At 47.7% G+C, this 26,764-nt stretch carries 31 protein-coding genes and 1 pseudogene; 6 read left to right on the forward strand and 26 right to left on the reverse strand.

The genetic code is table 11. The annotated features are described in order from the left end of the window. Nucleotides 1–5 precede the first annotated feature (5 nt). The 12 genes from betA to N7E60_RS08365 form a co-directional block, all read right to left on the reverse strand. Nucleotides 6–1,703, reverse strand: a complete 1,698-nt coding sequence (gene betA / locus N7E60_RS08310) for a choline dehydrogenase (RefSeq protein WP_269597140.1) — start codon at nucleotides 1,701–1,703, stop codon at nucleotides 6–8. Nucleotides 1,704–1,807: 104 nt separating this feature from the next. Then, the gene (locus N7E60_RS08315; RefSeq protein ID WP_269597141.1) at nucleotides 1,808–2,548 is read right to left on the reverse strand and encodes a FadR/GntR family transcriptional regulator; all 741 of its coding nucleotides are present in this window, start codon (nucleotides 2,546–2,548) and stop codon (nucleotides 1,808–1,810) included. A 193-nt stretch (nucleotides 2,549–2,741) separates the two neighbouring features. Beyond that, nucleotides 2,742–3,194 carry a GNAT family N-acetyltransferase gene (locus N7E60_RS08320; protein WP_269597142.1) on the reverse strand — a complete coding sequence of 151 codons (453 nt, stop codon included), beginning with the start codon at nucleotides 3,192–3,194 and terminating at the stop codon, nucleotides 2,742–2,744. Nucleotides 3,195–3,206: 12 nt separating this feature from the next. Next, nucleotides 3,207–4,052: a delta-class carbonic anhydrase gene (locus tag N7E60_RS08325; protein WP_069587066.1), complete on the reverse strand. Its 846-nt coding sequence runs from the start codon at nucleotides 4,050–4,052 to the stop codon at nucleotides 3,207–3,209. A 191-nt stretch (nucleotides 4,053–4,243) separates the two neighbouring features. Continuing rightward, nucleotides 4,244–4,663: a GNAT family N-acetyltransferase gene (locus N7E60_RS08330; protein WP_069587065.1), complete on the reverse strand. Its 420-nt coding sequence runs from the start codon at nucleotides 4,661–4,663 to the stop codon at nucleotides 4,244–4,246. Nucleotides 4,664–4,751: 88 nt separating this feature from the next. After that, nucleotides 4,752–5,279, reverse strand: coding sequence for a nucleotidyltransferase family protein (locus tag N7E60_RS08335; protein WP_269598567.1), 528 nt, complete (start codon nucleotides 5,277–5,279; stop codon nucleotides 4,752–4,754). A gap of 108 nt (nucleotides 5,280–5,387) precedes the next feature. Next, a complete protein-coding gene (locus N7E60_RS08340; protein ID WP_069587063.1) occupies nucleotides 5,388–5,780 on the reverse strand; it encodes a hypothetical protein in 393 nt (130 codons plus the stop codon). Further along, nucleotides 5,780–6,004: a membrane protein insertion efficiency factor YidD gene (gene yidD / locus N7E60_RS08345; RefSeq protein ID WP_069587062.1), complete on the reverse strand. Its 225-nt coding sequence runs from the start codon at nucleotides 6,002–6,004 to the stop codon at nucleotides 5,780–5,782. The genes N7E60_RS08340 and yidD overlap by 1 nt, the downstream gene beginning before the upstream one ends. After that, a complete protein-coding gene (locus tag N7E60_RS08350; RefSeq protein WP_069362674.1) occupies nucleotides 6,004–6,219 on the reverse strand; it encodes a DUF4177 domain-containing protein in 216 nt (71 codons plus the stop codon). The genes yidD and N7E60_RS08350 overlap by 1 nt, the downstream gene beginning before the upstream one ends. Before the next feature lie 57 nt (nucleotides 6,220–6,276). After that, entirely contained in the window at nucleotides 6,277–6,822 is a 546-nt protein-coding gene (gene rimJ, locus N7E60_RS08355) for a ribosomal protein S5-alanine N-acetyltransferase (protein ID WP_244323484.1), read from the reverse strand. Between the two features lie 84 nt (nucleotides 6,823–6,906). Continuing rightward, the gene (locus N7E60_RS08360) at nucleotides 6,907–8,985 is read right to left on the reverse strand and encodes a M13 family metallopeptidase (protein WP_269597143.1); all 2,079 of its coding nucleotides are present in this window, start codon (nucleotides 8,983–8,985) and stop codon (nucleotides 6,907–6,909) included. A 38-nt stretch (nucleotides 8,986–9,023) separates the two neighbouring features. Continuing rightward, nucleotides 9,024–9,581, reverse strand: coding sequence for a GNAT family N-acetyltransferase (locus N7E60_RS08365; RefSeq protein ID WP_077662070.1), 558 nt, complete (start codon nucleotides 9,579–9,581; stop codon nucleotides 9,024–9,026). Between the two features lie 334 nt (nucleotides 9,582–9,915). Here N7E60_RS08365 and N7E60_RS08370 point away from each other — a divergent pair, with 334 nt between their 5' ends. From N7E60_RS08370 to N7E60_RS08385, 4 genes are all read left to right on the forward strand, one after another. After that, a complete protein-coding gene (locus N7E60_RS08370; RefSeq protein WP_269597144.1) occupies nucleotides 9,916–10,206 on the forward strand; it encodes a co-chaperone GroES in 291 nt (96 codons plus the stop codon). A gap of 28 nt (nucleotides 10,207–10,234) precedes the next feature. After that, the gene (gene groL / locus N7E60_RS08375) at nucleotides 10,235–11,821 is read left to right on the forward strand and encodes a chaperonin GroEL (RefSeq protein WP_269597145.1); all 1,587 of its coding nucleotides are present in this window, start codon (nucleotides 10,235–10,237) and stop codon (nucleotides 11,819–11,821) included. A 159-nt stretch (nucleotides 11,822–11,980) separates the two neighbouring features. Beyond that, the gene (locus N7E60_RS08380; RefSeq protein ID WP_269597146.1) at nucleotides 11,981–12,112 is read left to right on the forward strand and encodes a hypothetical protein; all 132 of its coding nucleotides are present in this window, start codon (nucleotides 11,981–11,983) and stop codon (nucleotides 12,110–12,112) included. Nucleotides 12,113–12,383: 271 nt separating this feature from the next. Then, a complete protein-coding gene (locus tag N7E60_RS08385) occupies nucleotides 12,384–14,051 on the forward strand; it encodes a mechanosensitive ion channel family protein (RefSeq protein WP_408642347.1) in 1,668 nt (555 codons plus the stop codon). Between the two features lie 36 nt (nucleotides 14,052–14,087). Here N7E60_RS08385 and N7E60_RS08390 read toward each other — a convergent pair whose 3' ends face one another. From N7E60_RS08390 to N7E60_RS08410, 5 genes are all read right to left on the reverse strand, one after another. Next, entirely contained in the window at nucleotides 14,088–14,660 is a 573-nt protein-coding gene (locus N7E60_RS08390) for a DJ-1/PfpI family protein (protein ID WP_269597147.1), read from the reverse strand. Between the two features lie 36 nt (nucleotides 14,661–14,696). Continuing rightward, on the reverse strand, nucleotides 14,697–15,194 hold the full coding sequence (def, locus tag N7E60_RS08395) for a peptide deformylase (protein ID WP_069362669.1): 498 nt from the start codon (nucleotides 15,192–15,194) through the stop codon (nucleotides 14,697–14,699). Between the two features lie 21 nt (nucleotides 15,195–15,215). Further along, entirely contained in the window at nucleotides 15,216–15,980 is a 765-nt protein-coding gene (locus N7E60_RS08400; protein ID WP_269597148.1) for an N-acetyltransferase, read from the reverse strand. A gap of 93 nt (nucleotides 15,981–16,073) precedes the next feature. Next, nucleotides 16,074–17,279: an MFS transporter gene (locus tag N7E60_RS08405; protein ID WP_269597149.1), complete on the reverse strand. Its 1,206-nt coding sequence runs from the start codon at nucleotides 17,277–17,279 to the stop codon at nucleotides 16,074–16,076. Between the two features lie 88 nt (nucleotides 17,280–17,367). Further along, the gene (locus tag N7E60_RS08410; protein WP_269597150.1) at nucleotides 17,368–17,778 is read right to left on the reverse strand and encodes a cytidine deaminase; all 411 of its coding nucleotides are present in this window, start codon (nucleotides 17,776–17,778) and stop codon (nucleotides 17,368–17,370) included. Between the two features lie 186 nt (nucleotides 17,779–17,964). On the opposite strand from N7E60_RS08410, the gene N7E60_RS08415 reads away from it, so the two are divergent. Further along, a complete protein-coding gene (locus N7E60_RS08415) occupies nucleotides 17,965–18,348 on the forward strand; it encodes a hypothetical protein (RefSeq protein WP_269597152.1) in 384 nt (127 codons plus the stop codon). An 83-nt stretch (nucleotides 18,349–18,431) separates the two neighbouring features. On the opposite strand, the gene N7E60_RS08420 is transcribed toward N7E60_RS08415, so the two are convergent. The 9 genes and pseudogenes from N7E60_RS08420 to N7E60_RS08460 all read right to left on the reverse strand — a co-directional run bounded on the left by N7E60_RS08420 (nucleotide 18,432) and on the right by N7E60_RS08460 (nucleotide 25,335). Beyond that, a complete protein-coding gene (locus N7E60_RS08420; protein ID WP_269597153.1) occupies nucleotides 18,432–18,803 on the reverse strand; it encodes an MmcQ/YjbR family DNA-binding protein in 372 nt (123 codons plus the stop codon). A 57-nt stretch (nucleotides 18,804–18,860) separates the two neighbouring features. After that, nucleotides 18,861–19,418, reverse strand: coding sequence for a nucleotidyltransferase domain-containing protein (locus N7E60_RS08425; RefSeq protein WP_269597154.1), 558 nt, complete (start codon nucleotides 19,416–19,418; stop codon nucleotides 18,861–18,863). A 45-nt stretch (nucleotides 19,419–19,463) separates the two neighbouring features. Next, nucleotides 19,464–20,816: pseudogene (gene yegD, locus N7E60_RS08430) on the reverse strand (molecular chaperone). A gap of 175 nt (nucleotides 20,817–20,991) precedes the next feature. Further along, on the reverse strand, nucleotides 20,992–21,210 hold the full coding sequence (locus tag N7E60_RS08435; protein ID WP_077481137.1) for a DUF6500 family protein: 219 nt from the start codon (nucleotides 21,208–21,210) through the stop codon (nucleotides 20,992–20,994). A gap of 18 nt (nucleotides 21,211–21,228) precedes the next feature. Next, nucleotides 21,229–21,768 (reverse strand): methylated-DNA--[protein]-cysteine S-methyltransferase, encoded by a 540-nt coding sequence (locus N7E60_RS08440; RefSeq protein ID WP_269597155.1) that lies wholly within the window; start codon nucleotides 21,766–21,768, stop codon nucleotides 21,229–21,231. 762 nt (nucleotides 21,769–22,530) lie between these two features. Further along, nucleotides 22,531–23,295, reverse strand: a complete 765-nt coding sequence (locus N7E60_RS08445) for a class I SAM-dependent DNA methyltransferase (RefSeq protein ID WP_269597156.1) — start codon at nucleotides 23,293–23,295, stop codon at nucleotides 22,531–22,533. Between the two features lie 194 nt (nucleotides 23,296–23,489). After that, nucleotides 23,490–24,089 carry a class I SAM-dependent methyltransferase gene (locus N7E60_RS08450; RefSeq protein ID WP_269597158.1) on the reverse strand — a complete coding sequence of 200 codons (600 nt, stop codon included), beginning with the start codon at nucleotides 24,087–24,089 and terminating at the stop codon, nucleotides 23,490–23,492. Nucleotides 24,090–24,215: 126 nt separating this feature from the next. Next, nucleotides 24,216–24,749 carry a GNAT family N-acetyltransferase gene (locus tag N7E60_RS08455; RefSeq protein WP_269597159.1) on the reverse strand — a complete coding sequence of 178 codons (534 nt, stop codon included), beginning with the start codon at nucleotides 24,747–24,749 and terminating at the stop codon, nucleotides 24,216–24,218. A 148-nt stretch (nucleotides 24,750–24,897) separates the two neighbouring features. Further along, the gene (locus N7E60_RS08460) at nucleotides 24,898–25,335 is read right to left on the reverse strand and encodes a MazG-related protein (RefSeq protein WP_269597160.1); all 438 of its coding nucleotides are present in this window, start codon (nucleotides 25,333–25,335) and stop codon (nucleotides 24,898–24,900) included. A gap of 27 nt (nucleotides 25,336–25,362) precedes the next feature. Between N7E60_RS08460 and N7E60_RS08465 the strand changes: the two genes are divergently transcribed. Further along, the gene (locus N7E60_RS08465) at nucleotides 25,363–26,487 is read left to right on the forward strand and encodes an ISAs1 family transposase (RefSeq protein WP_269597162.1); all 1,125 of its coding nucleotides are present in this window, start codon (nucleotides 25,363–25,365) and stop codon (nucleotides 26,485–26,487) included. Nucleotides 26,488–26,764 lie beyond the last annotated feature (277 nt).

Consider the following 26,764-nt stretch of genomic DNA (forward strand, 5'->3'; position numbering starts at 1 on the left):
GCCGATTACGCCACGTCAGCCGTCGCTTTTTCTACCGACTGAGATCCAGTTTCTGGCACATAACGGTAATACTCAGCGTCTTTCGCGGGTGCGAGCGTATGCCCCATGATCATATCTGCCGCCTTTTCAGCCACCATGATCGTCGGCGCGTACAAGTTACCATTGGTAATCGCTGGGAAAATAGACGCATCAACGACACGTAGATTTTTCACCCCATGCACATTCAATGATTCATCCACGACTGCCATTTCATCGCTCGCCAAGCCCATTTTGCAGGTACAGCTGGGGTGGTAAGCACTTTCCCCTTCGCGTGCCACAAAGTCGAGGATCTCTTCATCGGTTTGCGCATCGCTGCCCGGTGATAACTCTTTACCGCGAAGGTGGTCAAACGCAGGTTGCGCAATGATATCTCGCGATACGCGAATCGCTTCCACCCACTCTTTACGCTCTTGTGGCGTAGAGAGATAGTTAAAGAAGATCTCTGGCTTCTCATCTGGGTTAGTGCTGCGAATTTTAACGTAACCGCGCACATCGGTATTCATTGGCCCCACATGCAACTGGAAGCCATGTCCTTTGTTGGGTGCCGAACCATCATAGCGAATTGCCAGAGGTAAAAAGTGGAACTGCAAGTTCGGGTACGCCACCTCATCATTACCGCGTACAAAGCCACCCGCTTCAAAGTGATTGGTCGCGGCAGCACCTTTACGACGGAACAGCCAATCAAAACCGATTTTCGGTTGATTATGGAACTTAAGCGCGGGATACATGCTGACTGGCTCTTTACATTCATACTGCACGTAAAGCTCAAGGTGGTCTTGCAAGTTTTCACCCACCCCCGGCAAATGGTGAACCGGCTTAATCCCTAAGTTTTTCAACATGATCTCATCGCCAATACCCGATAGCTGCAACAGCTTCGGTGAGTTGATTGCACCACCACAACTGATAATCTCAGCGCCATAGGCGGTTTTCTTCCGTCCCCACTTGCGGTATTCCACACCGATAGCCGTTTTGTCTTCAAACAGCACTTTGTCGGTTGTCGCGCCCGTGATCACGGTAAGATTTTTACGATTCATCACCGGGTGAAGATACGCTCGCGCAGCGCTGTGGCGACGACCGCGATAGATATTTTGGTCGAAAATGCCAAACCCTTCTTGCTGATAACCGTTCACATCGTCGGTTAATGGATAGCCCGCTTGCTGGGTGGCATTAAAGAAAGCACTAAACAAAGGGTTATCGCAATCTGCTGTACTGATTGCCAGTGGGCCATTGTTGCCATGGTAGTCATCTTGGCCCTGCAAACGTGTTTCACACTTGCGGAAATACGGCAGGCAATGGGCATAATCCCACTTTTTCAATCCGTGCTCGTTGGCCCACTTCTCATAGTCCATGGCGTTACCACGGATGTAAATCATGCCATTAATGCTGCTGCAGCCGCCAAGCACTTTGCCACGAGGCTGCGCGATACGGCGATTATGCATGTTCGGCTCGGGCTCGGATTCATATAACCAGTTATAAGTACCATCAGTCAGCAAGTATGTCAGTGCGGCGGGCATATGAATGCGAAAATCAAGTCGATAATCAGGACGACCCGCCTCAAGAAGTAGCACCTTGTTATCTGGATTGGCGCTCAAACGGTTCGCCAACACACAGCCTGCTGAACCCGCGCCAATAATGATGTAATCGTAGTTTTGTTGCAGTCCCATAAAACCTCCAGTTTTCCTTCCCGCGCGCAGTGACGTGTTCGCCATCTTGGTGGCGCGGTTATGGGTGAATGTAGTTAGAGGTTTCCTTTTTGAAGTGTTTTTTATTATTTGCTTGATGCTTGCGCATCAATGCATTGTTGCAGCAACCGATAGTGGTGGCTGATCGTTGCCTGCGCCTTAAAAGGCTCTGCGGCAACAATGTGGTGGACGGTCTGCTGCCAGTTTTCCACCGTTTGGCGACGATACTCCGCCACCTGATAAAGGGCATAATCGTGCGAGCTAAAGCCTTGTTGCAGCGCATGCATCACCCACTCAAAGATTGGGTTGCCTGACATTTCAGCAATCAGCAGGTTTAGCGCCCGATCTAGCTCCCCTAGTCGATCAAGATCTGGGCTCACACTCGCCGCTTCAGCCGCTAAAGCTTCGACGGTTTCTTGCAGTGTGACTTTCTGCGTCTTACTCGCACGACTCATCGCAAGCAATACCAAGCTTTGGTCGACCGTTTCACGAAACTCCGCCACTTTCTCTGCATTGATATGGCTTTGCTTGAGAAACAGCGCCAGTGATTCACTGATATGATGAACATCCACTTGGCGTACGACAGCACCGCCTTTCTGACCCTTGCGGATTTCAATCAAGCCTTTTTGCTTGAGTGCCTGAATCGCCTCACGCACCACACCACGCCCTGTTCCGAACTGTTGCTGAAGCTCACGCTCACTGGGTAGTTTGTCACCCGGCTTTAGCGCCTCAGACAGAATCGCTGACTCAATTTGTAATGCCACATCTTCACTGGCCCGGCCCATTTGCACCGGATGAAAAAGGCTTTGTGTGGTTGTGTTCATCATCACCCTCTCTTTTGGTAGGACCAAACTAACAATTCTTTGCCATTAAAGTCAAATCTCATCTCGCTAGCCTCGCTTTGGTACGACCATTACCCATAATAGAAAATCAACTTATTGGATTGATAAATATGATAAAAATAAAAAATCCCGCTTGGTTTTACCGAAGCGGGATTTTTTCACTGTCTGCAGACGACAACTAACTTTGGTAAACCATTCGCCACTCACGCTCTCCGGTATGTGGATCCGTTTGCTCTTTATCAACCACAAAACCGTGACGTAGATAAAAAGCGTAACTGGCGGTATTTTTCTGATACACAGTGAGGTCGATAGTGGGCTTTTGCAGTTTGGCATGATCGAGCAATTGACTGCCCACACTGGCGCCTTGATGGACAGGATCGACAAAAATCGCCGCCAGCGTATTACCATGCAATGCATAAAAGCCAAGGATAACCTCTTGATGGGTTCCTACCCACACCTCAGCCATCGGTAAGTAAGAGGCACGCATGGCATCACGTTGCTGATGCCAGAACGCCTCATCAATGAAATCATGCGCCTGCAGTGAGGCATTTAACCAGATATCTAGAACCGGCTCCGTATCGTCCGGCCGCATACGACGAATGGTTAATCGATTGGACGCCGTCGTTGACATACTGTTCCCTTTTTATTGCTCGGAGAGTAACGCAGGCTGGACCACCAAATTACGTACACCGTGCGCATGATGCTCTTCAAATACGTTTGCCTGACACCAGCGCTGTATACTTGCGATGTTGACCTTTTTGACCTTCGGGCGGACCCGCCATGTTACTTGGTACGGCGATCCTTTCTCGTTGTAGGCCGGGCCGGTCGTTGAGCCTAGATAGCTTACCGCCTGACCACTATCTTCGGGCAGGTGAATCGCTTGATAGCGCCCTTTGCGCTGACCAACCGCCGTTAGGCGCGTGAAATCAGCGGCACTGTCATCATTCACCGCCACAAGCACTTGTGCCTCAACCCGCAACTGTGGATTCACCGTCGCATCACTTAAGCACGCACCCAGCGTCGGACCCGGCGCGACGGACGCCGTGCTATACACATAGTGAAGTTCCAAAGTGTCGCCAACCTGCACACTTTGATGCTCACTGGCACACACAGGCTGGTGATATGCCATGCGCTCAGCATCGGTTAATTGTCCCGTATAAAGGTAACCGGATTGGTAACCCTGCCCATCCCCGATCCCAGCATATCGCGTAAATTCGCCGCCTTTATGCTCTGCGTTTTTATGAAAATGAATATTGCACAAATTCATCTGCGGTGCGGCAGGTGCATACTGAAACCGTTGTGGGTTAGTGCCTGAGAGTTGATCGATATCGCGGGGTGACTGAGGACCAAAGCCCTTACCTAACGTCGCTTCAGTAAGGGATTGATGCTGGTTAGCCAGTAATGTTTCATCATTACTGACGGTCGCGAAAACGGAAGTGGAAAGCAGCACGCTGAGGGAGGCCGCTAAAAATGAACGTGATGTCTTCATGATTCCTTTCTATCTGTGAGTCAAAAACTTGCGAGTCTAGTCCTGTTACTCGCAAGTATATTGATCTCAGCCGTAGCCCGTTGATAAACCACACAACGCGACCCGTTTTTTGGAATCTTTATCACTGTTTTATCACGACAAATCAGTCAGTTGCTTGTCGGAATGAGAATTTAACCCGCTCAATGTTCGACTCAGTCCGCAAGCTTTTTAGTCATAAAGTGCAGAGAATGGTTGAGGGGGTAATCATCTAACGTCATCTGACATTGATAGCCATGCTTTTCATAGAAAGGTTTAGCTTGAAAACTAAAGGTATCGACAAAGGCCATCTTGCAACCTACCTCTTTGCCGTACTCTTCCAAATTGCTCAATAGATGACTACCAACATGGCGTTGGCGAAAAGCGTCATCCACCCAAAGGTATTTAATCAACAGCCATTGTCCCCAGGTGTTGGCTATAATTCCGCCCACTCGCTCATCATGATCATTAAAGGCATAACCGGCTAACGACCCTTCTGGGATCCCGGCAAGAAACGGGTGATTACTTTGCTTTAACCCTTGGCGAATGGCTGTAATATCATCATCACTCGGGTTAGCATCCATACGATATTTCATGTGTTTACGTATCCATACTGATTAACACAGAAACGAGTATGCCTTGGGTGGCATGGACAATCTGTGTCCATGCGCACTTTATCGGTTCTTACTCCGCATTGATTGGCTTAGCTGCCACCGAACATTGGGTTGTTACCGTTAGCTTTGGCCAATGAGTTAGCCATTGCTTGTGATCAATTCGCTGCTGGAATACCGACCAAGGGCGAGCGGGATTATGGCTGAGTTTCAGTTCAAACAAAGACTGTACACCGAATGCAGCGATCACTTCACAGCGCTGATTCATATCGAGGCGAACCGCAATGGCCGTTTCCTTTTCAGGCCAAAAACGCATCGCATCCAGTGTGCTCGCATACGGCCGATCTTGATGCTTTTCATGCATTCTTGCTTGGTTGCGCACCTGCCAAGTCATCTCCGGCATGGTTTTTTGCAACAAGGCTTCAAGGTATTGCTCGTGCTCAATGCTGGTGTCTGAGGGATCAAAGTAGATCACATCAATATCATTGAGCGCACTCGGCGGGTACTTATGGCATGCATCCCAGACCAAGTTGCGAACAAACCCGGCGGCGATATAGCACTGGGGTAAATTGAGGGACTGAACACATCGTAACGCACGCATCCTCACAGGATCTGCCTCAATCAAATCAATTAAGGCGCGACGATATGTCTTCTGGCATAAAAAGAAATGGTGCTGGTGACGTTTACGGATCCGACGACGTTTCATGAATTAGTCACCACGACGGACGTGTTCGAATATTTCGCGTGATACATGATAGTTATACTGCCTGGCAATTTTCTGGGCAAAAAACAGCTGTGGTAACTCAAATAGCACTAAGCCAACCAAAATCAACGCAAAATAAGGCTGACTCATCACTAAGCCGATAACGGCGATCACCAATAATGCACATTCTACGACAAACAACCCATACCTTCGCAAGTAAAGATGATGAAAGCCACCAAGGAATGCCCAATTCAGCGCCGCATAGGTATCGGGATCTTTGAGCTGTCTGGCTTGCTCGGCAAAATAGCGTTTTTTCTGGCTTTGGGTCAAGCCATTCACCTGCTTCCTCAGTGCTTCTTCTTGCGCCTCCAGCGCTTCGATCGGTTGGGTAAAACGCATTAAGGCACCTCGTCGTGAATTTTTTCAATCGCATTGGGATTATTACAGCGGCGAATGCGCGCCAATCCGAGTTGCCAGCCTCGGAGTGCGCCGTATCTTTCGATCGCTTGGCGCGTGTACTCCGAGCAGCTCGGCTCGAAATTACACTCAATATTGAACAGTTTCTTTGATCCACCTTTAGCTTGGTAACGATGGATCAACGTAAGCGACAAATACTTGAGCATTAGCGACCTAGGGTAACAATCACTGCCTCACGCTGCCAAAACAGCATGTATCTTTTCTTTTCAATGACTTGAAAAACAACCTGCCAGCCATCTTGCGCGTATTGATTGAGTTCGGCTTCGAGGCGTTGCAACGGCAAGCCACTTGAGCCCAGCAATAAGGTGCCGCAACCACCTTCAACAATATGAACGACTTTGTACTCGGTAAACTGACTCATTTTTTCTCCTAACAGTTAAATGGATAAAACGGAATGTCCGACTGGCGATTCCACGACTCACTCTTCCATTGCAGGATTGAGTTTGGCGGTGAGGACATGATCTTGCCAGCGGCCATTGATTTTGAGGTAACGGCGAGCATAGCCTTCGCGCTCAAACCCCAGCTTGGTAAGTAGCCGCTCACTGCGCGTGTTGTCCGGAATATAGTTGGCCATCACACGGTGCAACCCAACCTGATCAAATACAAAACGGATACCTGCTTGGATGGCTTCGTGCATATAGCCCTGCCCTTGATAATGCTTGTCAGCGGCATAACCTAACAGGCACGCTTTAAAGGCGCCGTGAATGACATTGGTAAAATTGCACACCCCTATCACATCGTCCCGTTCATGATGCAAAATCACAAACTTGAAGGCTTGCTGCTGTTGAAACAAGTCTTTCGCTTCTTGCAGCGCGCTATGCCAATAGTCTTCGCGATAAAATGCGGCAGGACGTATGGGCTCCCATGGGGAAAGGTGAGCACGATTTCGTTGATAAAACTGCGCCATCATGTCGGCTTTTTCTGGGGGAAGTAAAACCAGTCTCGTCCTTGGCGTGCTTAGCACTTGGAGCCTCCTTGCATCGGTTCGCGCGACGGACAGTACCAATATCTATCGCAAAAAATGCCGCCCTTGCGGCGGCATCCGAGATTACCAGATATTCACCCGCTGATCTTCGGGTAAATACATGCCATCACCTTCTTTAATATCAAAGGCTTCATAGAATGCAGGGACATTGCGCGGCGCACCAAGCACGCGATATTGCGGTGGCGCATGTGGGCCCAGCGACACACGCTCACGCAGAGCATCTTCACGCATCTTCATTTTCCAAATCTGCCCCCAGCTGAGGAAGAATCGCTGCTCGCCGGTATACCCGTCCATCACTGGTGACGATTCTCCGTGCAACGATTTTTGATAGGCGCGGAAGGCCGTGGTCAAGCCGACTAAATCACCAATGTTCTCACCCAAAGACACTTTGCCGTCAATGAACAAGCCCGGCAATGGCTCAAACTGGCTAAATTGCTCAGCCAGCTTTTGGGTGCGTGCATCAAAGCGCGCCCGGTCCTCATCCGTCCACCAATTGGATAGGTTGCCATCGCCATCATAACGCGAGCCCTGATCATCAAAACCGTGTCCCATTTCATGACCAATCACCGCGCCGATACCGCCATAGTTCACGGCGTCATCCGCATTCATATCAAAAAACGGTGGCTGTAAGATCCCGGCGGGGAACACAATCTCGTTGGCAGTTGGGCTGTAATAAGCGTTGACCGTTTGCGGGGTCATACCCCACTCTTTACGATCAACGGGCGCACCAATCCGCGACAACATATCTTGATAGCCCCAGCGTGCGGCACGTTTGCTGTTGCCAATCAAGTCATCGGCGTTGATGGTCAGCGCGCTGTAATCTTCCCATTGCTCTGGGTAGCCGATTTTAGGCGTGAATTTACTCAGCTTATCCAATGCTTTCGCTTTGGTTTCATCGCTCATCCACGCTAATGATTCAATCGAGTCTTTAAACGCGGCACGCAGGTTATCAATCATGGTTTCCATACGTGCTTTGGCTTGCGGTGGGAAGTAGCGGGCGACATATTCTTGGCCAAGCGCTTCACCCAATACCCCTTCAGTGGCTTGCACGCCGCGCTTCCAGCGGTCACGCTGCTCAGGAATACCGTTAAGGGTTTTGGAATAGAACGCAAATTGACGTTCAACCAACTCATGATTTAGACGCGGTGCAAACGCATTGAGCGTGCGGATGGTTAGATAATCTTGCCACGCTTGCAGACTGGTTTGCTCAAACACCTGCCCTAGCGCCTCAAAATAAGACGGCATGCGCACCACAACCTCATCGGCTTTGTCGATACCCGCGCGTTTGGCAAAGCGGGCATAATCAAACTCACCCATCAACTGGTTGAGCGCCTCAATGGGCATTTTGTTGTAGGTGGCTTGCGCGTCACGGCGTTTAGCGCGTGTCCAATGGTGCTCTGCCAGTGTTTTTTCCAGCTGATAAATTCTATCCGCGCGTTGTTTGACCTGATCGTAGCCCGCTAAGCGCAGCATGTCTTCGAGATAGCGTTTGTAAGCGGTGCGGATACGCTCAGCGTCCTCGGTGTCTCGGAAATAATAGTCTCTATCCGGCAAGCCTAACCCGCTTTGGCTCAGATACAGAGCGTTATAGTCAGGGTTTTTCGCATCGGCCCACGCATAAAAACTAAACGGGATCCCAACACCAATTTGTCGCAAATCGGCCATCGCATAAATCAACGCAGGCTTCGAGGAAATCGCCGCAATACGATCAAGCTCAGGTTTGATTGGCGTGACTCCTAAGGCATCAATTTTATCTTGGTCCATATAGCTAAGATAAAAATCACGCAGCTTTTGCTCGTTGGAACCAGGCTTAAGATCATCACGCGCCACCAGCTCATCAATGATGCCTTTCAGACGCTTTTCATTCTCTTCCGCTAAGATACGGAACGCACCATAGCTGGACATATCACTGGGGATTTGGGTTTGGTCGTACCACGTGCCGTTCACGTGACGGAACAAGTCATCTTGTGGACGAACCGATCGATCAAAATCTTGCAGATGGAGCCCAGACGCTCGCTGCTCCTGAACTTGTGCAGCGTCAGCCGCCTGCACCGCGGTTGATGAAACGCTAAGCCCCATGCCAAGTACAACACTCAGTGCGACACGCGTCAGTAACAGACGTTTTTTCGGTGTTTTTATCATTTTCCTTTCCTATATGACTCAGTCACTTTCCTTGTTCACTATCGTGATGGTGTCCTCACGTCTAAATCGCGATAGAGCACCAAACAGTGGTAATCTCGTCCTTCATCTTGCTCGGGTTCAAAATGGGAAATACGACAGAACCCTTGCTGATACCAGAATCGAAACGCGCGAATGTTTTCGGCGTAAACATTCACACCCATGCGTCGATAGTCCCCATAAGCTTGCACGGTTTCAATCACGCTCGCAACCGCTTCGCTGCCATAGCCATGTTTTTGATATCTTGGGGAAATAGTGAGCATGGGCAACCAAACACTCTGTGCATCCGGCGCATTGAGCGAGATTTGTAAGTAGCCAATATCTTTACCGTCATGGGTCTGAATGCGACGAAGGTAAAAGGCCTCTTCGACGTCGGGCGCCTTTTTCTCCGCACTATCCGCTATCAATGCTTGATAGGTCGACAACGACCAAGGTTTAAACGTGGGATCTTGATATTGCAGATGCTGATTTTGCTCAAACAGCGCTTTAACGCGCTTTGCATCACTGTACTCAAACGCACTAAAACACAGGCGTTCAGACCGCCATGTTGCTGGAAACATGTTCCTATTCCTTTTAATCCTATGACTGCCATTAATCATGAGCCGCTAGCGCCCGTCGATGACTGACATCAGCGTGATTCATCATACACGTGCCAAAGCGCTTCGCGCACCAAGAGATACGTTTTTTGCGCCTCGCGATTCAGCATGTAATAGGCAAAAAAAATTTCTCTTATCGATAAAAATATTCAATGAAACAGCGTCTTGAACTTAATACAGCAGGCCCAATCTATAACCTTGAAGTCGCCATGGAGACGACTTTGATGCCCCATCCCTGATCTCTTGGGCATCATCATCTTGTCTTTTAGTTTGATAGCTTACGTAGGAGACACCGGATATGAAAATTCGTCCTTTGCACGACAAACTCCTTGTTGAACGACAAGTGGTTGATAACAAGACAGAAGGAGGAATTTTACTGACTTCTCAAGCGACCGAAAAATCCACCTGTGGTCGTGTAATCGCTGTCGGCGAAGGGAAGCGCCTCGCCAACGGTGAACGCGCCCCAATGGCAGTAAAAGAAGGTGACACCATCATCTTCAACGATGGCTATGGCGTTAAGACAGAGAAAATTGATGGGAACGAGTATCTGATCCTGTCTGAGTCTGACGTGTTAGCGGTTGTTGCGTAATTATTTTCAGCGTATTTAGGAGAATATCATGGCTGCAAAAGAGATTTTATATTCTGATGATGCTCGTCAAAAAATGCTACGCGGTGTCAATATCCTCGCCGACGCAGTAAAAGTGACCTTAGGGCCTAAAGGCCGTCACGTTGTGCTTGATAAGTCTTATGGCGCGCCAACCATCACCAAAGATGGGGTATCGGTTGCCAAAGAGATCACCTTAGAAGACAAATTTGAAAACATGGGCGCCCAAATGGTCAAACAGGTCGCCTCCAAAGCCAACGATGAGGCGGGAGACGGCACCACAACCGCAACCGTACTGGCTCAAGCGTTTATCAACGAAGGCTTGAAAGCGGTTGCATCGGGAATGAACCCCATGGATCTCAAACGCGGTATTGATAAGGTCACTGAGGCTGCCATCGCAAAGCTACGTGAAATGGCGAAACCGTGCAGTGAAAAGCACGCTATTCAACAAGTCGGTAGCATTTCAGCCAACAGCGACAACGACATTGGCGAACTCATTGCGCAAGCCATGGACAAAGTCGGACGTAATGGCGTCATTACCGTTGAAGAGGGCCAAGGGCTCGCGAATGAATTATCGGTCGTTGAAGGGATGCAATTCGACCGCGGTTATTTGTCACCCTATTTTATTACGCATCAAAACAGTGGCACCGTCGAGCTCGACAATCCTTACATCCTGTTAGTCGACAAAAAAATTAGCAATATTCGTGAACTGCTGCCAATCCTCGAGGCGGTAGCAAAATCATCACGCTCACTGCTGGTTATTGCAGAAGATGTCGATGGTGAAGCCCTCGCGACCTTGGTGATCAACAATATGCGCGGCATTGTACGTACCGCCGCCGTCAAAGCGCCCGGATTTGGGGATAATCGCAAAGCCATGATGCATGATATTGCCGCATTAACCGCAGGTACGCTTGTCACCGAGGAGCTGGGCATTGCGCTTGAAGACGTCACGCTAGAGCAGTTAGGCAGCGCGAAAAAAGTCACCATCAGCAAAGACACCACCACCATTATTGACGGTGCCGCAGAGGAAAGTGCACTCAAAGATCGCATTGCGACTCTCGAAAGACAGCTTGAGAGCACCAGCTCGCAATACGACAAAGAGAAACTTCAGCAACGGATTGCCAAGCTCTCCGGGGGCGTCGCAGTGATTAAAATCGGTGCCGCGACCGAAGTCGAAATGAAAGAGAAAAAGGATCGCGTGGATGATGCTCTGCATGCTACCCGTGCTGCGGTTGAAGAAGGGATCGTGGCCGGCGGCGGTGTCGCATTGATTCAAATCGCGCATGCGCTGCGTGATCTGACAGGTGACAACGACGATCAAAACGTGGGGATCCGGCTTGCCTTACGCGCCCTTGAAGAGCCTCTGCGTCAAATTGCGATAAACGCAGGTCACGAAGGGTCAGTGGTTGCAAACGCGGTCAAAGCAGGCAGCGACCAGTATGGCTACAACGCCGCAACCGGTGAATATGGCAACATGATTGACATGGGCATTTTGGACCCAGCGAAAGTCACGCGCTCGGCGCTCCAATTTGCAGCGTCCGTTGCCGGCCTCATGATCACCACCGAAACGATGGTGACCGACGCCAAGCACGCTGACTAATTTACGAGAACATCATTAACGACAAACACGACAGCGGGCTCGTTAGGGCCCGCTTACTGGATTATTGAGGCATGCAGTATGATGGGTTTACCCGCCTATTCTTTTTCAGTATCCGAAACCGCAACAACTCAAGCAATCGCGTCAAAATGGCCCGCAGCGATGTCATTTCCGCGCCTTAGCCAACGGCGAGAGTTCTTCCCGGCTAACACCTTATCGATCGCGGTAATAATGACGTTGTTAGCTGCCAGTATTGTGATGCGACAAAGTCAGCGTTATCACGTGGTTCACTAGACCGTCTTTCTCATTACCCGTTGGCAGACACCGACACACGCGATCCACAAGCAATAGCTAACGCATCATAAAAACCAGTGCGTCACAAAAATGGCTGACGGTATAGGCAGTTAAGGCTAAACTCGCTACGCTATTAAAGCGCAGGGGCAAGGCTCGGTTGGGCATTGGATTGCTGCCATCGCTGCCCATCACAATCGCCAACAGGCAAGAGGAAAGAAACGTGAATTGGATAAAAACGTTATCACATCGCCGTCAACGCATGAATACGATCATGCTAGTACTGGTAACTCCCCTTCTGTTTCTTCCGCCGGCCTATGCCGACCAAGCACCGGCGCCGACTGAGCAAAGTGTCACGTCGAGCGATACCTCCTCATTAGCGCATCAAATAGCGCGCACCAAACAATATATTCAGACCCTTGTAGAAAGCCTTGAACAAGCAAAAGGCGATGACAAAGATGCGATTCAATTGCAGCTGTTTAACAAAAACGAGGAGCTAAGAGAGCTGCTCGCCGACGCCATCAATCAACAAAGCTTGGATAACCCGCAGTTGGTTCAACTGGTCACGGCGCAACGGCGGTATACGCAAGATGCGTATCAATACATCACGGTCCGTCTTAATACCCTCAATGAGCAAATCACTCAAGCCAGCCAAGAGCAACGCTTACCACTCATCAATGAGTATGCGGAGCTACAGCAATACCTCAGTTCTGTCTTTGAGGCGAGTTGGGAAAACATACGCTGGCTTGAGCAGCTCGATCAGCCGACACAGGAAACGCGAAACACCTTAGAGCAACGTCTTAACCAGCGTTTACGACTCCTTTCGGCATCTATCGACTACCTACGTCAGCAATACACAGCGCAAGAGAAACAAATCAAATCGAGTCCTGATTCCGAAAAACCCGCGTTACAGCTGACGCAGTTGAACACCCAACAACGACTGACTATCGCTACTGATGGCTTAAAGCGCACCTATCAGCTCGCCGATCAGTTGGGGATCGAAACCGCAGAATATAAACGCCAGCTATTTGGCGTTACCGGCAACATCACCCAGGATATTCTGGATGTGGATGTCGCGTATTCGATCCTCTCCCATTGGTCCGCAAATGCCCTGAACTGGGCAGAAGACAACGCACCACAGTTGGTTTTCCAGCTCATCATTTTTGTGCTGATTTTGTTGGTGGCAAAACTGCTCGCAAGACTTACCCGCTCCGTTGTGAAATCCGCGGTCGCCAATAAAAACTTTAAGTTTTCGCAGTTGATGCAAGAGTTTTTCGTCGCAATGTCAGGCAAAGCTGTGTGGGTAATTGGGATCTTGGTCGGTCTCTCGCAGATTGGGGTCAATCTTACTCCGGTACTCACTGGCTTTGGTATCGCTGGGGTCATTATCGGCTTTGCGCTGCAAGATACACTATCAAACTTTGCTGCGGGGATGATGCTACTGATCTACCGCCCTTTCGATGTAGGTGATTTTGTCTACGCCGGTGGCGTGGATGGCAAAGTAGGCAATATGAGCTTGGTGAATACCACGATTCGCACGTTTGATAATCAAATTATCATTGTCCCGAACAGCAAAATTTGGGGCGATGTGATTAAAAACGTCACTCGAGAGCGGATTCGTCGAGTGGATATGGTGTTTGGTATTGGCTATAAAGATGACCTTCTTAAAGCAGAAGCCGTGCTCACCGAGATTGTCCAGTCACATCCTGCGGTACTTCGTACACCGGAGCCCATGATCAAAGTACATGTTCTGAATACCTCCTCGGTAGATTTTATTGTCCGACCATGGGTGAAAACCGATGATTATTGGGACGTCTACTGGGATGTCACCAAAACAGTCAAATTGCGCTTTGATGAAGAAGGCATCTCGATTCCATTCCCGCAACAAGACGTCCATCTGAATTGGGTCTCGACAGCGCCAGAGGCTCGGTCAGATCACTAACATGGCGCCGCAAATGGTTTACCTGTCGGTTTCCACTCAACGCTGCCAGTGGTAATCCATTTGCTTGGCCACGCGCTGGGCTAAATCTTCGCTGTGCAGATCAGCCACCAGCTGCAAACTCATATCAATGCCCGCAGATATGCCCGCGGAGGTGAGATATTTTCCATCCCTCACCCAGCGCTTACCTGATACCACACTTAATGGCGGATAAGCACGGCTGAGGTCGTCCATATCTTCCCAATGTGTGATCACTTTTCGACCATCGAGTAGTCCGGCCTCTGCGAGTATGAACGCCCCAGTACAGACAGAGGCCGTACATTGGGTGATCGCATCTTGTTGCTTCACCCAATCGATCACCGACGAGTTCGTGACTTGCTCACGGTGAACGCCGCCGACAACCAGCAGCACATCCAGCGTGGGATGGTTGGCGAGATGATAATCCGGCACAACACGCAAACCGCCGCGCGCGAGCAAAGGTGAGTCTTGTTCAGCAATCAGTCCAACCTGCCAACTGTCCGCGCCCAAACGTTTTGCGGTGCTAAATACTTCAAAAGGTCCGGCAAAATCGAGCACCTCTGCGTGCTCATACACATAAATACCAATATTCATCGTTTGTCCTTACATCCATGTAAGTTTAAGATTTTACTAAGCGCTCTGTTTTAAATACTTCTTCACCTTTTTTAAGGCCATTTGTCGTTTTAATGGCGAGAGATAATCGATAAAAAGGTTTCCAGATAAGTGGTCGATTTCATGCTGCATAACAATGGCAAGAAAATCATCGCGCTCTATCGTGATCGATTGACCATTGCGATCAAGGGCAGACACCACAACAGACGAGTATCGCTCGACATCTGCATAATAGCCAGGCACGGATAAACAACCCTCCTGACCAATGGCTTTGTCAACGCCAGATACAACCACCGGATTAATGAGCACTAAAGGGTCATCCCGGCGTTCAGAAATATCGATGACGACAATCGCCTCTTTACGACCCACTTGCGTAGCAGCCAATCCAATACCGTTGTCAGTGGCATACAACGTCTCAAGCATATCATCAATCAACGTCTGTACGGCGGTAATATCCGTGACTGGCTCTGCTTTTATGGCCAGCCTTGGATCTGGCGCGGTAATGATTTCTAACATACGGGCTATCTATTTCACAGGTTAAGGGTGATGAGGAATAAACTTATCAAAGCGGCTCTCCATGCTGGCACTGATATCGGTGGTAATAAACTCCCCCTGATAATACAAACTGAAAATGGTGGCCGGTGAAGGACATGCTTGTGCTTGGCTCAATGTCTCTAAATGATGCACTTCAAGCGGGATACCACGCTGCGCACAGCTCTGTTGTAGCGAGTTCAACACATGGTATTCCGCATAAGGACAACGATGGGAGTAATACGCCACACACCCTTCGGTTGATACATTGGCGGTATGAACGGATTCTCTAAATTGCGGTATTTCAGCTGCATCATTCAACGGATAATACAACAGCACAAAGCCATTAGGGGCCTCATCCGCCACGTTGAAGCCTTGGCCTTTTAACCATTTTGTATCGCTCATAAAGTGGTATTTCTTTTTACCGACCACGGCGACTAAGCCTTGCTTATTTTGCTGTTTAGCCGCTTCAATGGCGTCAGCTAACAGTTGCTTGCCGTGTCCATGCCCTTTGTATTTCCCAGAGACCCAAAAGCAACCCAATGCCAGATAACCATCCGCTTGTATGGGCTGCCAAGCTGTCTCTGCTGGGCCATATTCGATAAAGACTTTGGCGCGTTCATCTAAACGGCGAAAACGGTATCCGTGCTGATACTCCTGCTTTAGCCACTGCTTTTTCGCCTGATAGCTGGCTTGGCACTTTTTATCCGAGAACGCACAGCAGATATGCGCATCATCTAAGGTTTCTGGGGTTAAGGTTAAGTAGGCCATATTCACCTCCACACCGGTGTATTGATGGTATACCTTTTAACCTACCTTAACCGCATGGATGATGACTCCGCCTTGGTCACAAAGCCATCAATCTTATGAGGACGTCGCTGCGAGGCGTGTTTTCTTGCGCATCGACAATAAAAACATACCGATGCTGGCACACATAGCCATAGCGATAACAAGCGACCAAGTCACCGAATAACCGAACGTGTCGATGACATAGCCAATCAATACAAAGCTTGGCATCAGCAATAAGCTACGCAACGTGATCAATACCCCTTGAATACGACCGCGATGACTCGCCGGTGAGTTGTTGGCAAGATACACGCCTTCTTTGGTCAGGACCAACACCTCGCCAGCGGAAAGGAAGAACCACGCTAAAAAGTGAACGGGAATCGTAGGTGCCAACATCACAAGACCATAACCCAACACAAACAAAAGCCCTGCATAGGCCAACCCTATCGTCTCAGTATGTCCAGATGTGGCGCGGAGCAATAGTGGCGTTATGATCACCACCAACACGCACGCATACGTCATCAGTTGACCAAAACGCACGGGCCCTTCTTGGCCAAATAAATGACTCAGATAAAGCGGGCTAGCCATCGTCATTTGGTTCAACGCAAACCAAAGCATGCCGCAAAGTAAAGTGAACACAATGAGATAAGGACGTGATTTAAGCACCGACCAGACACTGCCTTCTACCGCGCGTTCAAGGTCAGAGTCAGACTCGGGGACGGCTTGCTCGGTCACATTGACCAAAAAAGCAACCACAAGAATACCCACTAAAACGGCAAGCCCGTTACCAAAGAAAATCCATTCAGTGTGCTGCCAAAACAAATAACCCGCTAAGATGGGGCCAATCGCTGAACCCAAGTTATAGGCAAGGTAACTAAGCGACATCACTGCATCACGATTACCTGCGTGAGATAAATCGGCCACCAATGCATTACTGGCCGGCAACGCTACACCGATAAAAAAGTAAGCGGCGAATAATAACGCCGGCACCATCACAGGGGAATCGGGTGCAAACCCACATATCAGCAGCAAGATAGCGCCGACACATTCCCCCGCCACCATAGTGTTTTTATGACCTACCCAATCAGAAAGCTTGCCACCAATACAACTCCCCAGCAGGTACAAGCCAGTAATACTCATCGCTAATGTACCCGCCAGCGACGCGGAGTAGCCGAGCTTATCGGTAAACAACAACACGAGGAAAGGAATAATAAAGTTGCCCATCCCGAGGATCATGCGGGCCAGTGCAACGTAGTAAATATTGCGGTGCAATCCTTTATACATCGCCACCGCAGAAAGAATCTTGTTGATTGTCGTAATCGTTAAACGTCCGTATTAAAAAATCAGCACATAATGTACATGATTGATAAATTTATAAAAACTCGTCATTCACTAACGACCAATGGTGCGGCATGAGCTCGCGCACAGTTTTAAAAACTAGCTGGTTGTCTGGCGTAGAAATCGCAGCTTTTACATCACCGCCCCAATGCACTAAGCGTTCTTGGCAAACGCCACAAGGGCTAAGTATCAAAACTTGGCTATGTTCGTCCTCACGACAAAGACATAAAGAATGTGTAACGACTTCATGGCGTTTGTGTGCTTCTAAATAGGCACCGACTTCCATACACAGCGATAGTGCATCATTTTTCACATCTGGCGCCACACTGGTTACAATGTCACCAGATGCTAGCCTGACGGCAGCCGCGCCTCCCCACCCCGTAGGGTAACGCGTTTGCAGTAACGCCAACGCCGCATCATAAAGTGACTGTTCTATCTCTTGCATAAAAATCCTTTTTTAACCTATCCGCTTTGCTTGATATACACGCATTCATGCGCCTGCAATAAGGTCCATTTATGCACGATTATCGTGCCCAAAAGAGGTAAATACGTGGCTTGCGCTTTTCTGTTTTTCGAAAAAATAAAATCCCTAATATGGTGGCTACGTTTCGACCTCTTCAGAGACACTTCGATGGATGATAACGCTCGGCAACTGCTTAACCACCTATGCCAAGGCTATGACCAATTAGCCCAACGTCACCAGACGCGCGCTTTTCCAGAGCTCTCCACCGCGATCAAGCACCCACTCGGCTATTGTCTGGTTCACTGCCCGATCGGTAGTCAGCGATTATCGATTGTTTCGCTACAATTTGCCCCCAACGTTCGCGGCCAAGGGGTGCTGACGGCGTTTATCGATTATATTCAGGCGCACCCGCATCACTACCGCGGCATTGAAGTTGCCACCATTCAAAATCAAAGCTTAGCGAAACGGCTACTGGCACTGGGTTGGCGATATAAGTCTGTCTTAACAAAATTATTTCGCGCCAACACACCTACCTTGGTGCATGATTTCTAGTCAAAATGCGGAAGTCTTCGCTAAGATTGGTTCCTATTATTGCCGGCGTTTGCCAACCCTGAATGGCTTGTCCAGCGCCTCTATCAAAGACTGTTCTCATCGACGCCGAGCTCGGCTTGTTTCACTTTGCTCAAGCCCTGACAAACAAGCTGATACGATTGCGCCACATAGTACTTTAAGTCTTCATCAAGCTCCCCAGTGGTATGGGTTTGTTGAATCCATTTCATACCCCGGTTAGCAAAATACGGCGCCGGTACGTAACCCTCAAGATCGCACAAAAAGGCATAATTTATTGGCGAGGTTTTAAAGGTAAACGCCGGTTGACCGCTTTTACTACTGGTGCCAATGGCAAAGACTTTCCCACCCACTTTCCAGACGTCTGAGTTGCCCCACTGCACCACATGTGTCGCGGCCGTAAACGCGCTGCAATACTGATTAAATGTAGAATGGTCCATGGGGCTCTCCTTTCGACGCCTCAATGACAAGGTAGGAAGCAGTATTGTTTCTGTCAGTTACAGTGCGGCTGACAGCTTTTTAAGGTAGCCTTTTGCCAACGAGTTATTGCCACGGCTCAGCCATTTGATGCAATCAAAAAGCTCCCAAATCAGCCCTTCATCCCCGCTGGTGTAAACAGGAAAGTTCTCGTGCTTAGGGGCTGGCTCATCCGTCACTCGCGCTGGAACGATGTCTGCTTTATCAAATAAAACCATAAAGGGCTGCGCGAGCTGAAATGGTTCGCTCACGTCCAAACAATGGATTTCGGCACTGGTTAGATCCGTGAAAATATATTTTTTAAACATCGCCTGTTCATTGTGATCACTGAACAAGCAATAGAAAATGTCTTTCCCGGACTCAAAACGCGCAAAACATGACGCTGCCGAGCGATGAAAGCCGTGCTGTGTAAACACGACAATATCCGCATCGGACACGCGATCGCCTTTACCCGCGGCGAGAGAGCCGACCAATACTGCCGCAATCACATCCTGCTCTGAAGCAAATGCGTCGCAGGCCGATTCAATCAATGCCTGCTGCAAAGGTAAATGCTGTCCATTTATGTCATCCTGAATCATAGATATTTCCTTATTGTTTTGAACGAGCCGCAACGGCTGTTGGGCTTACTTAAAGCAGACTTCCGCCCAACGCGCTAAACCTGCGGTGACTGAGCCAAAGTAGTCACCACTCACTACAGGAATGTTCGGCAGCTCTGCTTGTACAGCCTCACGTAAAAAAGGCGAGCGTGCCGAGCCACCTGTCATAAAAATCACGTCGGGCTTTACACCGGCCTGAGCGACCACATCGTGAACTAAGGCGATCATCTTACGTTTGGGCGCCTCAATCGCATCAATCATGTTATCGCGCGATACATCAACGTCCACGCGCTCGGAGAACAATTGAATACCCGCTCGGTATGCAACTTGATCCGACAACGCAATCTTTGCCTCTTCCGCACGACGGACAATGTTGTAACCCAGCGACTCATGATACACCTCAAGCAAACGGGCCAGTTTATGTGGCTCTTGCGCTTGCTTGTGCAGCCCTTTGAGCACCGCCAAATTTTCAAACGCATAGAAATCGTTTTGCGCTTGTACGTTGTTAATCGCGATAGGGTTGGAAAACTGCGTAATCGGCATTTCAATACCAGATTCCATCTTGCTGCCCATCCCAAACGGAAACATCATTTGTTTGAATGCCAACGCAATATCTAGGTCATTACCGCCAATACGCTGGCCTTTGTGCGCTAACAAACTTGCACTACGATCGCTATTACCGCGCCATGATGGCCCCATCTCAATCAACGAACAGTCTGTGGTTCCCCCACCGATATCGACCACCAGAACAATTCTGTCTTCGCTCAGTGTGGCTTCATAGTCCAGGCCAGCCGCTACCGGCTCAAACTGAAATTCAATCTGTTTAAAGCCCGCCCGCTTAGCCGCATTGAGCAAAATAGCTTCGGCTTGGCGGTTTGCCGTCTCGCCTCCACAACCTTGAAAGTTGATCGGCCGACCGATCACCGCATCATGAATACTCTGTTAGGTTTGGTGTTCGGCTTGCGTTTTGATGTTATCCATCATTGCGCATACGAGGTCTTCAAAAAACCGAAGCTGGGCATCACGTAAACCTGACGCGCCAAGGAAAGATTTAGGCGATTTCACGTAGTACATATCGCGCGGATCAGCGAGATAGCGGTCGAGCGCCGCTTGACCAAACGCCATGTCCTCCGCCTCAAGTTCAATGCTTTCCTCTTGGTTTACATGAATGGCGCGGCGCAACATCTGCTCGCCAATCGTATCTAGCGGCTTGATGCCACGGTGTCGAAACAAATACTCAGACACCGATTCGCGCGTAGGTACGGCAAGGGAGGAAGGAATAAACGTGCTGTCTCCTTCTAGACGTAACAGCGTCGGCTGACCGTTTTCAATCTTCGCCACCGAGCAATTTGCTGTACCATAGTCAAAGCCGATATACATAAATGCCTCTCACCGCAGAAAAAGTCGGCAATGCTACCTCAACCGTCGCGGGATTTCTAACATCCGTGTGCCCAAGCCAATCTGACTATCTGGGCCCGTGCCCCGCTATCCACTACCATCCTTGTAAATCTGAATTACACCTTGTCGGCAAAATAGGCCATGATTTCTGCAGTCGTCATAAATTATTTTTCACCATCTCTTTGATGGTTCTTGCCTTAACAAAATGATCTAATTGATGGGTCTGTATCCACCAGGTTGCGGCTTCCATCAACTGCTCTGGATCGTCATTTTTGTTTTTGAAGAACGCATAAAATGACACACCGACATTCTCACCTTTCGCTTTGATTTTTTGATCACATACTGCGAGGATTTTCGCTCTCAGTTCCGCTCTCATACGCGCCCACTTCAATCCTTAAATGAATAGGTTCTGCTCTAATTCTAAAAGGCGCTTTTTCAGTGACAGACCGCCACCATAGCCAATAAGCTCCCCTTGGGTGCCGATAACCCTATGGCAAGGAATGATAATCGCCAACGCATTTGCCCCGTTGGCATTGCCAACCGCACGTACTGCGGCTTCATTACCAATCGATACTGCCAACTCTTGGTACGTCACCCTGTCACCGTACTGAATGTTGCTTAATGCATTCCATACCGACCGTTGGAAATCGGTACCCGCCAAGAGTAAAGGTAAATCAAAAGTTTTTCGCTCACCCAAAAAATATTCCTCGAGTTGAGCTTGAGTAGCCGCTAAAACATCATCGCTCTTTTCTACAAACTCAGCGTTAAGAATCCGTTTAATGCGCTCATCAACAGCACTTCTCATCTTGCGATATCGGAAGTCACACAAGCAAAGCTTACCTTGATACGAACCAAGGATAAATTCGGCATAAGGATGTTTATAATACTGGATATTTATTGTGTTCATTGTGTCTCTTATAAATGATTTATCCATACCAATATGGATACTTGTCTTATCTGTTTTAACTTCTACGTTAATTACCCCTAAGTGTTTCTAAAATTCTCATACCATCGCTTTTGCAGCCACTGTAACCACCAAAAATCGTGGGTATCTTATGGGCATTTCGCAGTTGAACCAGCGACTCCCTAGTTGTTTACGAAAAGAATGCATTTATGGTTGATATAATCAAACCCAATGCTGGTGCGAACAAACATAGAATTGCAAGAACGAATAGTGCGAGAATACGTTTCCAAGACTTTGCTGCTTCTTGGGAAAATTTAACTGTCAACCAAGAATCCGAAGCAACTAACATTGTATCTTCCTGATTCTTTATATGCTTCTGTTTGTCATAAAGTGACATAAGCTAGACTCCACCTACCTACAGATGCTAGCACACGAGAGTCGGTGCTAGCTCCTTCTGTTTGTTATGCGACGCGCACACCTACTTTTTCCAGTTTTTGACGGATGCTGTCGATTGACTCGTCATAACCGTGAACGATAATCGCTGTCTTGACATTTACCTCTAGGTATTGCATCTATTTTATTTCCTTATTGCATAAAAATGACATGGATTCCCCTCTTACAACGCTGTCATATTAAGATGCGGCTTTGAATCTCAAGGTGAGACATATCACTATTTTTAGCGTTGCACTTGCTATACGCCAGTCTGTGCTCAAGTGGTGGATGACATCGTAACCATCAACTTCAATCAGCCTAAAGCTACCTTTTGAAGAAAAGGAAAAGTCCAGCGAGATCTCAATGATCTCGGTATAGCGGCCTAACAACCCCCACAAAGCTTGTCGATGATTCAGTCAAAGGCGTCTTTTTCCAATCTGCGTAACGTTCTACTAACTGCAGACCGTGTTGCTCAAGGCGATCGCCTATCTCGTTAATTGAACGATATTTCAGTTCGATATAGCTTTGATATTGCATACCATTTTCATATTCTCTTCTTACACGATGCAACATCGTATTACTTAATGTTGGGTGCCGGCTGTCCAAACCATATACATCGACGTTTTCTCCGCTGTAACTCGTGTAGGAAGACCAATATTCGTAATTATGTGTTGTTTCAAAGTACTTAGGACATGGAAGTCGACAATCAAATACAAAAAAACTATTTCCGTGCATGTGTTTTTTTACATTTTCGAGCATGGATGAAAGGTCTGTATCTGCAAGAAATGCTTGAAAGGCATTTCCCGTCATAATAATCAGATCAAAGACGCTTTTTAAGTCGAAACTTACAGCATCCTTTTCATAAAAGGTGACATTACTAATATTTGATGACTTAGACTTCGCAAAATCAACCATTGAACGAGAAAAATCAATACCTACTGCATGAGATAACTTCTTTGATAATGGAATTGTTACTAGGCCAGTCCCGCAGCAGACATCTAGTAGGGATAAGACATTTCGATGAAGCATTAAATCCTGAAAGAACGATATTTCATCCGAACAGTAATTACCATACTGGGCATCGTATTCCTCACCTGACCAAAACTCACTTCTACTCTGCTTCAAAAAACCTTTCCCTGTATTTGAAAGTAATGTGGGGCTCGTTACCATTCTTCTCTGTGGAAAAAGGAGAAACGCAATAGTAAAGAAACCGTATACTTTTTATATCTATCACTAATGCCAACGCACAAGAAAAATGCCCAGCATTACAATCTAATAAAAAAGCTTACATTACCAATGTTGTATATCACATGACCATATTATGATGTACGTTTTACAGCAACCACTGAAAAAATATGCCAATGCTTAGGGGCTCCAACCATTGTCGCGCCAGGCTCATCGCGTTCTTTGAAACTGACTATTTCAAACTCTTCAAATAAGAGCTCAACTTGTTCTTTACTCAACGGAGCCGTCGGTAACCGAAAATTCGTTGCCCAAGTATCTCTAGGCCCCATAAAATCACCTACAAAAACACCACCAACTACGATAGAAGAAGCAAGTTTTCGCCATGTATTTTTAAACTCTATCGGATCAGCAAAGAACAAACTTGAGTTTGCTATCACTATGCCAGTAGAAGGATAATTGAAAGACTCAAAGGAGCACTCTGAAAGTTTAACCAGCGGCTTTGAACTAAACCTTTCTGAACATATCGCAATAGAGTCTGCATTAATATCAAAGCCATACACCCGATAGCCTTGCTGCTCTAGATATGCTATCTCACTTCCTGTTCCACAACCGCAATCAACAGCGGTTTTCAGTCCAGACTGATCCAACTCAATGGCGAGTTCAGTGCGTGAATTGTGGGGGCGTAACAATGATTTTTCGTAGTACTGACGCCAAGTTGCTGAAGTATCATCCATAACGTTCAATATTCCAATAAAGTGAGCCAAATTAAGGTGTGAACAACGCTTATCCCTTAGCTAATCCATTGTGCGTAAGTACCAAAGCTGATTAAAACTGAAAATGCCAGACGCTGAAGATTTCTCTTAAAAACTTTGCCAGTTGCGTTCTAACCACTCCGAACGCAGCATCCCATATTTAACTGAATCGTAGTACTTGCCCTCGTAGTAACGCACTTTTCGCAATCTAGCTTCTTGCTGGAAGCCTAATTTCAATGCTAGCGACATCATGCGAGGGTTACCCGACCAGGTTGTCATACCAACGCGTTCAAGCTCTTTAGTATTAAATAAGTACGAAACCCAGAGAGGAACTGCTCGCGCTGCGATACCTCTCCCCCAATGTGTAGAATCATAAATAATAATACCAGCTTCAAGCCAGCGAGTTTCTTCACATTCCCAGTAACAATTTACTGTCCCAACAGGTACATCATCCACAGTGATTACCTGTAAGTCTGAACCATTTAATAATCTTTGAAATGAAGATTTCTCAAATTGTTCTAGTGATGGATGTGTGTAAGGAAAGTAAGGGCCATTAAACTGTGTCCATTCATCATTTGAAACAACCAAAGAATGGAGAGGTTCCAGTTCGTCTTCCTTGGCTGGTCTTATTTCTATTTCCATATATTCCTTAATACTTCCCGATTCTTTGTAACAAACTAACGAATGACATAATTCCCTCTCTTGATGCTCTACCATACTTAGGTGCGGCAGAGCGACGTGTGGAATAATAACCTCGACGAAATCAAAAAATTGATGACATACACTTTTGTTATGGCGCTCGATTTTCAGTCAGTTCCTGTATGTCGATTAAATCCACTTCTCTTTTCAGTAAGCACTTGTACTTTATTAACTCGTCTTTAGGGATTACTGACACTTCGACATTTTGGTGACACATTGAAACCGAATTAGAAATATCAATTCCTAACCTGTGCCATGAACCATCAAGAGCCGATTGAATTCTAGTTCCTTTAGACAAACCAACTTCGATTTTTTGAGAATGGTAGATTAATTGGAAATACTCTAAATCCCAACCGTATTCCACGTAATGCGTTAAAGGTTTGGAGACATATGAACCAACCTTTGCTAACAGTTTTTCTGCATTGGCATTGTGGATAAACAAGTCAATGTCCGCAACTGCCAGGGCAAGATCACGAACGAATTTTGAGCAAAGTAGATCAGTTTGACGATCACTTATCGCTGTGATCATATACTCCCTTTTTGACGGGAGTTCACGATGTCCATCGATGCTTTTTCTCAGTACTTTTCTGTTATCCAAGACACACGACAATCAGCCAAAATTTCGTACCCTTTGTTCGATATCTTATTCCTAACGGTGTGCGCCACCATTGCTGGCATGGAGGGATGGGAAGACATTGAAGACTTTGGCGAAGCACACCTTGATTGGCTGCAAGATAAAGGCCTGTTCCTTCAAGGCATTCCCGTTCATGACACGATTGCCAGAGTGGTTTCTTCCATCGAACCTGACCAGTTTCAGGACTGTTTTTTGAAATGGATGCAGGCCGTCAACGTGCACGCTAACGGCGCTCTGATTGCTATCGACGGGAAGGTGCTCCGTAGCTCCTATAACCGAGAAGATAGGCAATCCACTCTCCACATGGTCAGTGCCTTTGCGACAGCGAATGGTGTGGTAATGGGCCAGGTTAAGACTCAAGACAAGTCGAATGAAATCACAGCGATACCCGAACTCATCAACCTGTTGGACATCAAGGGATGCTTGGTTTCCATCGATGCTATGGGTTGCCAAACAGGTATCGCCAAGCAAGTTGTTGAGCAAGGTGGCGACTATTTACTCGCAGTCAAAGGCAATCAAAAAAGCTTGGAGAAAGCGGTTCAAAAAGCCCTGGCACCGTTAGTTAAAATAAGCCCAGAATGCGACATTGAGCACGGGCATGGACGCATCGAAGCACGCGAATATTACGTCATGCCAGCGCAGAAACTGGCGATAGATTTCCCCGACTGGCAAGCGCTTCAAACGGTCGGTGTTGCTATTAGCTATCGCATTGACTCAAAGGGAGAAGAATCACTGGAATACCGCTATTACATTAGTTCAGCGACACTGACACCGGAACGATTTGCCGAGGCAGTTCGTGGTCATTGGGAGATAGAAAACCGACTCCACTGGGTTCTCGATGTGACCATGAATGAGGATGCGTGCCAAATTTATCGTGGGCATGCGGCGGAGATTCTCGCTGGCGTGCGTCACATGGCTCTTAATATGCTTCGGTTAGAGAGCAGCAAAAAGGCAAGTATTAGACGCAAGCAGAAGATGGCATCGATGAATGTTGCTTATTTAGAGCAAATTGTACTGGCCGGAATCAAAGGGTTGACTGAAATTTGAGCATACGTAATCTCGCCCTGGCAACTGCTCGGCTACCACCGTAAATTTTTGCAGCCAAACCACCAACAATTTGATAGTCAATTTGCTCTGATTCCAAGATCCCCTTAAACCAAATCAATGCTTCTTTTACCCTATCGCTCATCTTGAGTACCTAGTTAGTTTGATCGTGCGCTATAATTCCAACATAATGCGTTTGCTACTATGCAGGCTTAGCTGAGTTTTAACGCCTTAATCACTGAAACTAAAGACAAACTGACAATGCCGAGTGTAGCAAATC

It is taken from the genome of Salinivibrio proteolyticus (genome assembly GCF_027286365.1).
Taxonomy (GTDB): Bacteria; Pseudomonadota; Gammaproteobacteria; order Enterobacterales; family Vibrionaceae; genus Salinivibrio; species Salinivibrio proteolyticus.

Coding starts and splice junctions, on each gene's coding strand:
- N7E60_RS08365 (WP_077662070.1), bottom strand. CDS start 9,581: ATGTTTCCAGCAACATGGCGGTCTGAACGCCTGTGTTTTAGTGCGTTT.
- N7E60_RS08350 (WP_069362674.1), bottom strand. CDS start 6,219: ATGAGTCAGTTTACCGAGTACAAAGTCGTTCATATTGTTGAAGGTGGT.
- N7E60_RS08400 (WP_269597148.1), bottom strand. CDS start 15,980: ATGGCCTACTTAACCTTAACCCCAGAAACCTTAGATGATGCGCATATC.
- N7E60_RS08435 (WP_077481137.1), bottom strand. CDS start 21,210: ATGAGAGCGGAACTGAGAGCGAAAATCCTCGCAGTATGTGATCAAAAA.
- yidD (WP_069587062.1), bottom strand. CDS start 6,004: ATGCTCAAGTATTTGTCGCTTACGTTGATCCATCGTTACCAAGCTAAA.
- N7E60_RS08390 (WP_269597147.1), bottom strand. CDS start 14,660: ATGAATATTGGTATTTATGTGTATGAGCACGCAGAGGTGCTCGATTTT.
- N7E60_RS08370 (WP_269597144.1), top strand. CDS start 9,916: ATGAAAATTCGTCCTTTGCACGACAAACTCCTTGTTGAACGACAAGTG.
- N7E60_RS08325 (WP_069587066.1), bottom strand. CDS start 4,052: ATGAAGACATCACGTTCATTTTTAGCGGCCTCCCTCAGCGTGCTGCTT.
- N7E60_RS08385 (WP_408642347.1), top strand. CDS start 12,384: ATGCTAGTACTGGTAACTCCCCTTCTGTTTCTTCCGCCGGCCTATGCC.
- N7E60_RS08340 (WP_069587063.1), bottom strand. CDS start 5,780: ATGCGTTTTACCCAACCGATCGAAGCGCTGGAGGCGCAAGAAGAAGCA.
- groL (WP_269597145.1), top strand. CDS start 10,235: ATGGCTGCAAAAGAGATTTTATATTCTGATGATGCTCGTCAAAAAATG.
- N7E60_RS08320 (WP_269597142.1), bottom strand. CDS start 3,194: ATGTCAACGACGGCGTCCAATCGATTAACCATTCGTCGTATGCGGCCG.
- N7E60_RS08460 (WP_269597160.1), bottom strand. CDS start 25,335: ATGATCACAGCGATAAGTGATCGTCAAACTGATCTACTTTGCTCAAAA.
- N7E60_RS08465 (WP_269597162.1), top strand. CDS start 25,363: ATGTCCATCGATGCTTTTTCTCAGTACTTTTCTGTTATCCAAGACACA.
- N7E60_RS08335 (WP_269598567.1), bottom strand. CDS start 5,279: ATGCGTGCGTTACGATGTGTTCAGTCCCTCAATTTACCCCAGTGCTAT.
- N7E60_RS08315 (WP_269597141.1), bottom strand. CDS start 2,548: ATGATGAACACAACCACACAAAGCCTTTTTCATCCGGTGCAAATGGGC.
- N7E60_RS08450 (WP_269597158.1), bottom strand. CDS start 24,089: ATGGATGATACTTCAGCAACTTGGCGTCAGTACTACGAAAAATCATTG.
- N7E60_RS08410 (WP_269597150.1), bottom strand. CDS start 17,778: ATGCAAGAGATAGAACAGTCACTTTATGATGCGGCGTTGGCGTTACTG.
- N7E60_RS08440 (WP_269597155.1), bottom strand. CDS start 21,768: ATGGATAAATCATTTATAAGAGACACAATGAACACAATAAATATCCAG.
- N7E60_RS08360 (WP_269597143.1), bottom strand. CDS start 8,985: ATGATAAAAACACCGAAAAAACGTCTGTTACTGACGCGTGTCGCACTG.
- N7E60_RS08425 (WP_269597154.1), bottom strand. CDS start 19,418: ATGATTCAGGATGACATAAATGGACAGCATTTACCTTTGCAGCAGGCA.
- N7E60_RS08330 (WP_069587065.1), bottom strand. CDS start 4,663: ATGAAATATCGTATGGATGCTAACCCGAGTGATGATGATATTACAGCC.
- N7E60_RS08415 (WP_269597152.1), top strand. CDS start 17,965: ATGGATGATAACGCTCGGCAACTGCTTAACCACCTATGCCAAGGCTAT.
- N7E60_RS08420 (WP_269597153.1), bottom strand. CDS start 18,803: ATGGACCATTCTACATTTAATCAGTATTGCAGCGCGTTTACGGCCGCG.
- N7E60_RS08405 (WP_269597149.1), bottom strand. CDS start 17,279: ATGTATAAAGGATTGCACCGCAATATTTACTACGTTGCACTGGCCCGC.
- def (WP_069362669.1), bottom strand. CDS start 15,194: ATGTTAGAAATCATTACCGCGCCAGATCCAAGGCTGGCCATAAAAGCA.
- N7E60_RS08380 (WP_269597146.1), top strand. CDS start 11,981: ATGTCATTTCCGCGCCTTAGCCAACGGCGAGAGTTCTTCCCGGCTAAC.
- betA (WP_269597140.1), bottom strand. CDS start 1,703: ATGGGACTGCAACAAAACTACGATTACATCATTATTGGCGCGGGTTCA.
- N7E60_RS08455 (WP_269597159.1), bottom strand. CDS start 24,749: ATGGAAATAGAAATAAGACCAGCCAAGGAAGACGAACTGGAACCTCTC.